This window comes from Variovorax sp. Varisp46, from assembly GCF_059491885.1.
Genome location: NZ_CP168515.1, coordinates 1755910 through 1766338, shown reverse-complemented (window position 1 = coordinate 1766338; position 10429 = coordinate 1755910). Strand labels below are relative to the sequence as shown.

At 68.8% G+C, this 10429-nt stretch carries 10 protein-coding genes and 1 riboswitch; all 10 genes read right to left on the bottom strand.

Features of this window, described 5'->3' with window-relative positions; translation table 11 throughout:
• Positions 1–62 precede the first annotated feature (62 nt).
• Positions 63–632 (bottom strand): cob(I)yrinic acid a,c-diamide adenosyltransferase, encoded by a 570-nt coding sequence (cobO, locus tag ACEN9N_RS08310; protein ID WP_413313885.1) that lies wholly within the window; start codon positions 630–632, stop codon positions 63–65.
• A gap of 79 nt (positions 633–711) precedes the next feature.
• Complete coding sequence (locus ACEN9N_RS08305; protein WP_413313884.1) at positions 712–1494, bottom strand: ABC transporter ATP-binding protein; 783 nt, start codon at positions 1492–1494, stop codon at positions 712–714.
• Positions 1491–2516: a FecCD family ABC transporter permease gene (locus ACEN9N_RS08300; protein WP_495655844.1), complete on the bottom strand. Its 1026-nt coding sequence runs from the start codon at positions 2514–2516 to the stop codon at positions 1491–1493. Before ACEN9N_RS08300 ends, ACEN9N_RS08305 begins: the two co-directional genes overlap by 4 nt.
• The gene (locus tag ACEN9N_RS08295) at positions 2513–3382 is read right to left on the bottom strand and encodes an ABC transporter substrate-binding protein (protein WP_495655843.1); all 870 of its coding nucleotides are present in this window, start codon (positions 3380–3382) and stop codon (positions 2513–2515) included. Before ACEN9N_RS08295 ends, ACEN9N_RS08300 begins: the two co-directional genes overlap by 4 nt.
• Positions 3379–3978, bottom strand: a complete 600-nt coding sequence (locus ACEN9N_RS08290) for a bifunctional adenosylcobinamide kinase/adenosylcobinamide-phosphate guanylyltransferase (protein ID WP_495655842.1) — start codon at positions 3976–3978, stop codon at positions 3379–3381. Before ACEN9N_RS08290 ends, ACEN9N_RS08295 begins: the two co-directional genes overlap by 4 nt.
• Positions 3962–5371, bottom strand: a complete 1410-nt coding sequence (locus ACEN9N_RS08285) for a cobyrinic acid a,c-diamide synthase CobB (protein ID WP_495655841.1) — start codon at positions 5369–5371, stop codon at positions 3962–3964. The genes ACEN9N_RS08290 and ACEN9N_RS08285 overlap by 17 nt, the downstream gene beginning before the upstream one ends.
• Positions 5356–7272, bottom strand: a complete 1917-nt coding sequence (locus tag ACEN9N_RS08280; protein ID WP_495655840.1) for a TonB-dependent receptor domain-containing protein — start codon at positions 7270–7272, stop codon at positions 5356–5358. Before ACEN9N_RS08280 ends, ACEN9N_RS08285 begins: the two co-directional genes overlap by 16 nt.
• Before the next feature lie 88 nt (positions 7273–7360).
• Positions 7361–7620: riboswitch (cobalamin riboswitch) on the bottom strand.
• 97 nt (positions 7621–7717) lie between these two features.
• Positions 7718–8257 (bottom strand): RidA family protein, encoded by a 540-nt coding sequence (locus ACEN9N_RS08275; protein WP_495655839.1) that lies wholly within the window; start codon positions 8255–8257, stop codon positions 7718–7720.
• 37 nt (positions 8258–8294) lie between these two features.
• On the bottom strand, positions 8295–8714 hold the full coding sequence (locus ACEN9N_RS08270) for a c-type cytochrome (RefSeq protein ID WP_495655838.1): 420 nt from the start codon (positions 8712–8714) through the stop codon (positions 8295–8297).
• A 25-nt stretch (positions 8715–8739) separates the two neighbouring features.
• Entirely contained in the window at positions 8740–10338 is a 1599-nt protein-coding gene (locus tag ACEN9N_RS08265; RefSeq protein ID WP_413313875.1) for a flavin monoamine oxidase family protein, read from the bottom strand.
• Between the last annotated feature and the right edge of the window lie 91 nt (positions 10339–10429).

Here is a 10429-nt window from a genome sequence, read left to right as displayed (position 1 = left end):
TCGCGGAGCAAGGTACCCCGTCGGCGTGATCACGCCCCGAACGACGACGACAGCTATTCACCTCAGTCCTCGATGCCGCGCTGCGCCGGGATGCCCGCCTTGAAGGCGTGCTTCACCAGCGTCATCTCGGTCACGGTATCGGCCAGCTCGACGATCTCCGGCGGGCAGCGCCGCCCCGTGAGCACCACATGAACATGCTTGGGCCGCGCTCGCAATGCTTCGAGCACGCCTTCGAGCGGCAGCCAGCCATAGATCAGCGGGTAGGTGATTTCGTCGAGCACCACGAGGAAGTGCTCGCCCGACAGGATCGCCGCCCTGGCCTTTTCCCAGCCGTCGCGCGCGAGCTGGCCCGAACGTTCGAGGTCCTGGCTCTTCCAGCTGAAGCCGTCGCCGAGGCCTTCGATCGGAATGCCGATCTGCTCGAACATGCGATGCTCGCCGAAGCGCGCCGATGGCACCTTCATGAACTGGTAGATCTTCACGGCCTTGCCGCGGCCGTGCGCGCGCAGCGCGAGGCCGAAGGCCGCGGTGCTCTTGCCCTTGCCGTCGCCGGTGTTGACGATGACGAGTCCGCGGCGTTCGCCGTCGGGCTTCTCGTAGGGCTTCTCGCTGGGAGGGGTTTCTATTTGCATGGGTTCTCTTGTCAGTTTCGGGGCTGCTGTTTCGGGGTGCGCGCGCACCCCGAACAACGCGCAAAAAACACAGCGCACGTCATAGCGGCAACGCAATCCACTGGTCCGCCACCCGGTGCACGCGGATGCGGTGGTCGAACACCTGTTCCAGTGCGGCGTGAGTGATAGGGTCGCCGCAGCCGCCATGATGAACCACGCGGCCGCGGTCCATCACGACGAGCTCGTCGGCGGCCAGTGCCATCGGCAGCTCGTGCAGCACGCTGACCACGGTCTTGCCGCCGGCCACGAGCGCGCGCGCAGTCTGCATCCAGTCGGCCTGGTGCGGCGGGTCGAGGTTGGCGAGCGGCTCGTCCATCAGCAGCAGTTCGGCCTCGACCGCGAGCGCGCGCGCCAGCAGCACGCGCTGGCGCTCGCCGCCGGAAAGCTGGCCCAGCGGACGATCGCGCCAGTCCCAGGCCTGCGTGCTGCGCAGGGCACGCTCCACGGCCTCGCGGTCGGCGGTACTGGGCGCAGCCAGCCAGCGTTGGTGCGGCAACCGGCCGAGCATGGCGACGTCGTAGACCATCAGGTCGTCGGCGCTGCCCTCGCCCGTGCCGCTCTGGCCGAGCCACGAGAGGCGCTGGGCGCGGATGCGCGCCGGCACCTTGCCCTGCGCCTCGCCGAAGAGCCGCACCTCGCCGCGGTGTGCGAGCAGGCCCGCGAGCGCCTTGAGCAGCGTCGACTTGCCCGCGCCGTTCGGGCCGACGATGCTGGTCCAGCGGGCGGTGGACAGCTGCAGGTCGATGTCGTGCAGCACCTCGGTAGCGCCCAGCGTAGCGCTCACGCGGCGCGCCTCGAGGGCGGGTATGTGCCGCTCGCTCATGCCACGCCACTCCGCGCGCCGCGCCGGTGCATCAGCCACAGCAGGTAGCTGCCGCCCAGCACCGCCGTGAGCACGCCCACCGGCAGTTCCTGCGGCGCGATCAGCCAGCGCGCCAGCAGGTCGGCCGCCATCAGCAGCAAGCCGCCCATCAGCGCCGACAGCACGATCAACCGCGCGTGCGTGGTCTTGACGACCGAGCGCACAAGGTGCGGCGCGGCCAGGCCGACGAAGGCGATCAACCCGGTCTGCGCCACCGCCGCACCCGTGGCCAACGCCAGCACCACGACCAGCGCCGCGCGCATCGCGCCCAGCGGCAGGCCCAGGCTGCGCGCCGTGGCCTCGCCGAGCGCGAGCCCGTCGAGCACCGGCGCCAGCGCCCAGGCCAGCAGCAGGCAGACCGCGCCGACCATGGCCATCACCGCGCAGGCGCTCCAGCCGACGAGGCCGGTGCTGCCCAGGATGAAGCCCTGGATCGCCTGCAGGATGTCGGCCGAGGCGATGGTGATGAGGTCTTTCGCGGCGCCGAGCACCACGCCGACGATTACCCCGGCCAGCAACAGCCGCAGCGTCTGCTGCACGCCGCGCGCCAGCATCAGCGTGAGCATCACCGCCAGCACCGCACCGAGGAAGGCCGCGCCGGTCAGCCCGAGCCGCATCACCCACTGAGCGCTGGCGGCCGAACCGCCGAACATCAGCAGCGCCAGTGCCACGCCGAGCGAAGCGCCCGAGGCGCTGCCCAGCAGGTACGGATCGGCCAGCGGATTGCGGAACAGCCCCTGCGCGACCGCACCCGCCAGCCCCAGCAGCGCGCCGGCCAGCCATGCACCGAGCGTGCGCGGCAGGCGGATCTCCCACACGATCTGCAGCGCCACCGGGTCGTGCCGCGCCGCGAACAGGCTTTCGAAACCGGTGCTGCCGATGCCCAGCCCCAGCACCATCAGCGCGGCGCCGAGTACCAGCAGGCCCAAGCCGAGCAGCAGGACGCGGCGCAGGTGGGCCGTATGCCTGAGCGCCGCGTTCACCGCTTGCCGCCCTTGTCGCTCAGGCACTGCGCCATCAGGCGCGCAGCCTCGTCCATGCGCGGGCCGGGGCGCACGAGCACGTCGGATTGCGCAGCGTCGAAGCGGCAGATGCGGCCTTCGCGCACCGCGCGGATGCCGGCCCAGCCGGGGCGCTGCTCCAGCCCCTGCGCACTGCGCACGCTGACCATGATGAGGTCGGGATTCGCGCGCACCACGTACTCGGGGTTGAGCTTGGGAAACGGCCCCAGCGATGCCGGCACGATGTTCCTCTCTCCGAGCCGCTTGAGCGTCTCGCCGATGAACGACGACTCGCCCGCCGCATACGGCGCGCTGTTCACTTCGAAATACACGCGCAACCCCTTCGCACTCGCGGGCACCGACTGCGCGGCGGCCGACACGCTGGCATCGATCACGCGCCAAACCTTGGGCGCTTCATGCGTGCCGAGCACCTGGTCGAGCTTGTCGAGCACGCGCTGCACATCGGCGTGGCTCTTGGGTTCGAGCACCAGCACCTTCAGGCCCAGCGCTTCGAGCCGCTGCGTGACGCGCGACGACTTGGCGAGCAGCACCGCGTCGGGCCTGAGCGCGGCGATGGCTTCCACGTTAGGGTCGATGCCGCCGCCGATCTGGGGCAGCGCCCTCACCTGTTCGGGCCAGTTGGAGTAGCGGTCGACGCCCACCAGCCGGCCGCAGGCGCCGAGCGCGCAGACCGATTCGGTCAGCGCCGGCAGCAGCGAGACGATGCGCTGCGGTGGTCGAGGGAGGCTCACGGAAACGCCGCGCTCGTCGACCACGTCGAGTGCGTGCGCGGCCAGGGCGAAAAGGGCGAGGCCGAATGCCGCCAGCGGACTACGGATCTTCTTCATGCAGCAGGTGCCTTCAGACTCAGCGGCAGTCCGGCCGCCATCAGCGTGACGCGGCCGCAGGCGGCGGCCACGTCCTGGTTGAGCCGGCCGAGTGCGTCGACGAAGGCGCGCGTCTCGCGGCCCAGCGGAATCACGCCCAGTCCGATCTCGTTGCCGACCAGTACCACCGGCCCGCGCGCCTCGCGCAGCGCGGCCAGCAGCATCGCCACGTGCGTTGCCGGGGTGCGTGTCACGGGCCGAGCGTCTTCGGAGGGCATCGGCATCAGCAGGTTGGTGAGCCATAGCGTAAGGCAGTCGATCACGACCAGCGTCTCTGGCGAACTCTGCGTGACGACGGCGCGCGCGAGTTCGATCGGCTCCTCGATGGTGCGCATGCCGGGCACGCGCTCGGCACGGTCGGCCTGGTGGCGCACGATGCGCTCCAGCATCTCGTCGTCGTAAGCCTGCGCGGTGGCGATCAGCACGGCGCGGTGCGTGCGAGGCTCGGCGGCGAGCCAGTCGATGGCGCGCTGCTCTGCCCGGCGCGACTTGCCGCTCTTCTGGCCGCCCAGGATGAATTCGTGCTCGGCGGTCTTCGGCTTACTCGGTTGCGGCATGGCTCTCCAAATCGATGGGCATGGCGCCGAAAAGGCGGGCCGTGGCTTGCGGACTGGAGGCAAACCACGCGTGGAAATAGCTCGCGCGCACCGGGCCGTGCACGTACAGCGCCTCGCCGCTGCGCGCGCCCACGGCCTGCGTTGCGCCGGGCCGGGCCGTGTGGGCGGCAGGCGCGAGCGTCGTTTCGCAGCGCGAATAGTGGAAGGTGTGGCCGCGCAAGGTGTCGCTGCCGAGCGTGAGCTGCTGGGGTCCGAGGCCGGCGAGCCGCTTCTGCATCGTCACGCGGCCGGGCAGCAGGCCCCAGAGACGGTGGACCTGTGCATCGTCCTGCGTGGCCAGTTCGTCGAACAGCGCCATCATGCCGCCGCACTCGGCCCAGACCGGCTTGCCCAATGCAGCATGCTCGGCGAGCGATTCGCGCATTGCTGCGCAGGCGGCCAGCGCTTCAGCGTGCAGCTCGGGATAGCCGCCGGGCAGCCAGACGGCGTCGCAGGCCGGCAGGGCATCGCCCGCAAGTGGCGAGAAGAAGGAGAGCCGCGCGCCCAGCGCAGTGAGCACGTCGAGGTTTGCGGGATAGATGAACGAGAAGGCCGCATCGCGCGCGATGGCGATGGTGCGCCCGGCCAGCAACGCCGGGATCGCTGCTTCAGGTTCAGTCGCTTCGAAGCGCACCTGCGGCAGCTGACCGGCCTGCATCCGGCCGAGCGGCGTGGCGGCCAGCACATCGGCCGCCGCATCGAGCCGCGCCATCGCATCGCCGAGTTCGGTGGCGGCAACGAGGCCCAGGTGCCGCTCGGGCAGCGTGAAGCCTGCGTCGCGCGGCAAGGCGCCGAGCCATTGCGAAGGCTCGCGCAATGCGTCCTTCAGCATGCCCGCATGCCTTTCGCTGGCCACCCGATTCGCCAGCACGCCAGCCCACGGCAATCCGGGCCGGAAGTTCTGCAGCCCGTAGGCCAGCGCGCCGAAGGTACCGGCCATGGCGTGCGCATCGATCACCGCGAGCACCGGCAGGCCGAAACGCTCGGCAAGGTCGGCCGCGCTGGGCGTGCCGTCGAACAGACCCATCACGCCTTCGACGATCAGCAGGTCGCATTCGGCCGCTGCGGCGCGCAGGCGCGCCCGGCAATCGGCCTCGCCGGTCATCCAGAGGTCGAGCGAATGCACCGGCGCGCCGGTGGCCAGCGCCAGCCAGTGCGGATCGAGGAAATCGGGCCCGCACTTGAAAGCGCGCACCCGGCGGCCCTGGCGCGCATGCAGCCGCGCGAGCGCCGCCGCGACGGTGGTCTTGCCCTGCCCCGAGGCCGGGGCAGCCACCAGCACGGCGGCGCACGAGGCCACCTCGGCACCGGCGGCGCCGCTTCGTGGCGAGGGTTGGCTTAGTGAGGCGTCCACTTGAGACCGACGTACGCAGTGCGGCCGGCATTGGCGTACAGCCGCGCGTACTGGTAGTCCTTGTTGCCCACATTGTCGACGCGCGCCACGAGGTTGAGATCGCGCGTGATCTGCGTGGAGGCCGACAGGTTCAGCACGGTGTAGCCGCCGAGCTTCACGCTGTTGGCTGCATCGTCGTAGCGGCGGCTCGATGTCTGCACCTCGGCGCCCAGCGTCCAGCCGGCAATGCGCCAGTCGGCGCCCAGGGTGGCGTGGCGCTGCGCGCGGCGGGCCAGCAGGTTGTGGGTGGCGAGGTCGCGCGGGTCCTGGAAGTCGAACGAACTGCGCAGCGTGACGTCGCCCAAGCGCTGGCTGCCCGACAGCGTGACGCCCTGGTAGCGGGCGCGCGCGGTGCTCGAGTAGCAGCCGAACGAGGAGGCGCAGCCCTTGGCCGTTCCATCGAACCCGATCAGGTTGCGCACGCGGCTGCTGTAGACGACGATGCCCGCCTGCGTGGCGCCTTCGGTGAACTGCAGGCCCAGCTCGGCGTTGCGGCTCGATTCCGGCTTGAGCGTGGCCAAGCCGAATTCACTGAAGCGCTGATACAGCGTGGGCACGCGGAAGGCCGTGCCCGCAGAAGCCGTGAAGCGCAGCGATGGCGTGATGGCATAGCCGTAGGCCGCGCTGCCGGTGGTCTTGCCGCCGAACTCGCTGTCCTTGTCGTGGCGCACGTGCAGCTGCAGCGAATGCGGGCCCTGCACGAAGCCGTAGCCGAGCGAAATTGCATCCTGCGAACGATCGCGCGACAGCAGCTTGGATGTAGTGGTGGGCGCGTTTTCGAGTGCGTCCTCGCGGCGTTCGAGCGTGGCCGTCACCAGGTGCGGGCCGAAGCGGAACTCGTTCTGGAACAGGTAGCCGCGCAGGTTGGTTTCTGTGCGGTAGAACGAAGGCTGCGTCTTGTAGACCGATTGCGAATCGGTCACCTGCACGCGGGTGCTGTAGACGTCGTTCCACTTGGCTGACCAGGTCAGGCCGGCGGTGCGCAGGGTATTGGTCGACTCGTCGTCGCGAAACAGGATCGGCGGCCTGGTCCTGTAGGACACGGCGGCGTCGTAGCCGGCCTTGATATCGCTGGTGAGCAGCGTGGCATCGATGCGCTGGTCGGGCGAGATCTGGAAGCCCAGCTTCACGTTGCCCGAGGTGCTGGTGTAGCCGTCGCGGTCGGGGCTGGCGTAGCCGTCCTTGACCACGTTGCGCTTGTTGGCGGGCTGCACGTTGTAGCCCTTGCTTTCTTCATGCGCCACGCCGAACGAATAGTCGAACAGGCCCGACTTGCCGCTCACGCCGCCTTCGATCTTGCGCAGGCCGTTGCTGCCGAAGCCGATGCCCGCGTAGGGCGCCACACCCTCTTCGCCGCGCCTGGTGAAGAGCTGGATCACGCCGCCGATGGCGTCCGAGCCATAGACCGCGGCGGCCGGGCCGCGCAGCACTTCGATGCGGTCGATCTGCGAGAGCGGAATGCCTTCCCAGCCGGCGCCGCCGGTCGATTGCGAGTCGATGCGCACGCCGTCGAGGTAGACCGCCGTGAAGCGCGTTTCCGCGCCGCGGATGTACAGGCTGGTGGCGTTGCCCAAGCCGCCCGAGCGCGAGATCTCGATGCCGGGCAGGCGCGAGAGAACGTCGGCCACGCCGGTCGCGCCGCTGCGCTCGATGGTTTGCCGGTCGACGATGGACACGTCGCCCACCAGGTCCGACAGCGCCTGCGGCGTGCGGTTGGCCGTGACCACCGTTTCGCCGAGCGTGGGGGCCTCCTGTGCATGGGCCAGGCCGCCGAAGGCGGTAGCCAGCGCCAGCGGCAGGCAGGCGTGGCGGAAACGGCGCGCAGGAGCGCGGCCGCGAGAAAAGCAAACGTGGGAAATCATGGAATGAGCCGAACGAACGTCAATACCCCTCGCCGGCCTCCCCGCCGGCGCCTGGGCGCCATGGCCGCCCCATGCAACGATCACGCATGCGGCAGCCGCCTTGTTGGCCGGTATCCGGGCTGGCAGAACGACCCCTGCCGCCTTCCCAGGCGCCTGTTTCAGGGCACCCAGTGGCTTCGATGGAAAGGGGTTGGCGCCTTGCGGCGCCGTCTGCTTGACCGTTGCGGGGGCAGCGCAGGCGGCTTCGGCCTTGTTCCGACCTGATGAGGTCGGGGGCTTCCACTCCTGCTTCCCGTTGAACCGCGGCGCGTGAACCACGCCGCAGGCACCAACGGGCGGGATTTTAGAGCCTGCCGGCGGCTCGTTAATTCGAAAGTTGCGGTCGCCGCGCTGCTCGCCACCTGCGTGCGGCTGAGCGAATAGCGCGACGGCGCCCCCTTTTTTCTTACTTCTCCGGTTTTTCCGGCTTGGAGCGGCGCACCGCCACCACCTCGATCTCGACCAGGTAGGCCGGATTGGCCAGCGCCGCGACCTGCATGGCCGAGCGCGACGGCAGGTTGGGCTGCGCGGTGGTACCGAAGAACTGGGTGTAGCCCTCCATGAAGCCGGCAAAGTCCATCTTGTTGTCCTTGGCCGGGTCGCCCACCAGGAACACCTGCATCTTCACCACGTCGCCCATCGTCAGGCCAAGTCCCGTGAGGCTCTTCTCGATGGCCTTGAGCACGCCGACGGTCTGGCCCTTGGTGTCTCCACCGTAGGCTGCCGCGCTGTTCTTCGGTTGCGTCGCGTCCTGCAGCGGCGGCACCTGGCCGGAGAAGTAAACATTCGTGAAGGAACCCGGTACCTCGACCGCCGCCGAGATCGGGAAGGTGGAGTTCGGAATGCGATGGCGGATGACGTCGTCGGCCGCATGGGCGGCGCCTGCGGCGGCGGTGGACAGTACGGCGGCGAGCGCCAGCTGCCTTGCGAAGGGGGTCATGGTCATGGATGTTGTCTCTGCACGGGTGAGTGAAAAAAAGATCTCAAGGCCGCAGCTTCTTGACGGTCTCGGCGGGAATCGCCTCGGGGTACTGGTTGCCGAAATGGGTGCGCGCATAGCCGACCACCGCGGCGATCTGCTCGTCGCTCAGCATCTTGCCGAAGGCCGGCATGCCCTTCTGGCCATTGAGCACCACGTAGAGGGGGTATTCGGGTGCCGCCAGCCTCGGGTTGGAGGCTAGCGCCGGGTAAGTCCCAGCGCCTTTCGCGCCCTGCCCCTGCGCCATGTGGCAGCCCTGACAGGTGGCGCGATAGATCGATTCGCCCGACAGCTCCTGGAATTTCGGGCCGACCGAGAACGCAGGCTCCGGCGATTGCGCGAAGGCCGTCGCAGCCAGCGCCCCGAGCGAAACGGCGAGCAGCGCGCGCTTGAAAAAACTCATCATGGTCTTGCAGTTGTTCATGGTGGGTATGTCCTTCACTCGGTGGCTACGCGGCAACCGCACGGGCATGCAGGCGCTGGATGGCGTCCAGCGAGGAGAGCAGGGCCCCTTCCTGCCACGCCGGGATGTAGGACGCGTGTTCGCCCGCGAGCGCGATACGCCCGTCGACCTGGCACAGGTTCTTGTAGTGTTTGGCGCGCGTCTCGTCGGTCCACATGCCGTAGCAGCCATGCGTGCCCGGCACACGGTGCCAGCCGACGGAGATGCCGTTGTCGAACTCGCTCGCGTACTGCGGATGCAACTGCGTGCCGAACTCGACCGCGCGGCGCACGCGCTCCTCGGGCGCCATGGCGGTGAATTCATAGGAGTTGGGGCCGTCGAACACATAAGCGCCGAGCACCACCGCCTTGCCCTTGGCGCCGTAGCGCGTCGAGGGGTACGAGATGCGCGAGATCGGCAGGTCGGTGTAGCTGATGCCGCCGTAGATGTGCTCGTCTTCTTCCCAGAAGCGGCGCTTGAACTGCAGCCCCACCTTCACCGATGCCCCATAAGGCACGGCGTTGATCGCCTCCTGCATCGGGGCGCTGACTTGGATGTCGATCTGGCTGAGCACCGACAGCGGAATGGTGCACAGGCACCAGTCGGCCTTGGCCTGCGTGACCGCGCCGCCCTTGGCCTCGTCGGTGTAGGTGACGGTGACGCCGCGGTCGTTCTGCTCGATCCTGGTGACCTTCGCGCCGTATCGGATGAGGCTGCCGACTTCTTTGGCGAAGGCCTTGGCGATCATGTCCATGCCACCTACGGGCTGGAAGATCGCGCTCTGGAATTCGTAATCTTGGCCGCTCGCGATGTAGCGCCAAAGGTTTGATTGCAGCAGCTCGCTCATGTCCAGCGGCTTCGAGGGCTTGGCCAGCGGCATGAGGCCGCCGCCCGCATCGACTTCGTAGCCCCGGCGGTCGCTGCTGATGGTGCCTTCGCGGTAACGGAACTGCGTATCGAGCGCGCCCCAGCGGCGCAGGCCCTCGAGCAGCTTCTCCTTGTCTTCCTTCGTCAGCGCCGTGTCGAGGCTGCCCTGCGAGGAGGCCTTGCCGAGCAGTTCGGCCACGTAGCCCTGGTAGTCCGCCTGCACATGGCGGTAGCGCTGCGGCTTGCCGCCGTAGGCCTTGCTCGAATGCACGAGCGCGTTGTAGTTGACCTGCACGAAGGGCTCGAGCGCCACGCCCAGCCGCTTGCAGTAGCCGAGCACCGCATGATGGTGGTAGGGAATGCGCCACGGCCCGGGGTTGAAGTACTCGCCCTCGGCGAAGCCGCATTGCTGCACCGCGCCGCCCAGTTCGGTGAAGGTGTCGCCGCCGCGCAGCGTCCAGCAACGGCCGCCCGCGCGCTGGCTGAATTCGAGCACCTTGACGGAATACCCGGCATTGCGCAGTTCGAGCGCGGCGGCCATGCCGGCCAGGCCAGCGCCCAGGATCAGCACCGATGCGCCCTTCTTCGCACCGTCGAGCCGGGGCGGCCCCGCGTAGTTGGACTCGGCAGCAAAACCCAGCGAACTCATCGCCTGGTACATCGCACCGCCTCCCGCGGTCTTGCCGATGAGCGTGAGAAGGTCACGCCGGCTGAATAAAGTGTTGCTCTTCGTGGTCATTGGTTGCTTCTGGGAGTTTGAAAGGCAACTGGAAGGCAGCAGAATCCATGCCACGAAGATGCCGCGCCCGGCCTCGGCGGGACCGCCTCCC

Coding starts and splice junctions, on each gene's coding strand:
- ACEN9N_RS08295 (WP_495655843.1), bottom strand. CDS start 3,382: ATGAAGAAGATCCGTAGTCCGCTGGCGGCATTCGGCCTCGCCCTTTTC.
- ACEN9N_RS08270 (WP_495655838.1), bottom strand. CDS start 8,714: ATGAACAACTGCAAGACCATGATGAGTTTTTTCAAGCGCGCGCTGCTC.
- ACEN9N_RS08290 (WP_495655842.1), bottom strand. CDS start 3,978: ATGCCGCAACCGAGTAAGCCGAAGACCGCCGAGCACGAATTCATCCTG.
- ACEN9N_RS08305 (WP_413313884.1), bottom strand. CDS start 1,494: ATGAGCGAGCGGCACATACCCGCCCTCGAGGCGCGCCGCGTGAGCGCT.
- ACEN9N_RS08275 (WP_495655839.1), bottom strand. CDS start 8,257: ATGACCATGACCCCCTTCGCAAGGCAGCTGGCGCTCGCCGCCGTACTG.
- cobO (WP_413313885.1), bottom strand. CDS start 632: ATGCAAATAGAAACCCCTCCCAGCGAGAAGCCCTACGAGAAGCCCGAC.
- ACEN9N_RS08280 (WP_495655840.1), bottom strand. CDS start 7,272: ATGATTTCCCACGTTTGCTTTTCTCGCGGCCGCGCTCCTGCGCGCCGT.
- ACEN9N_RS08265 (WP_413313875.1), bottom strand. CDS start 10,338: ATGACCACGAAGAGCAACACTTTATTCAGCCGGCGTGACCTTCTCACG.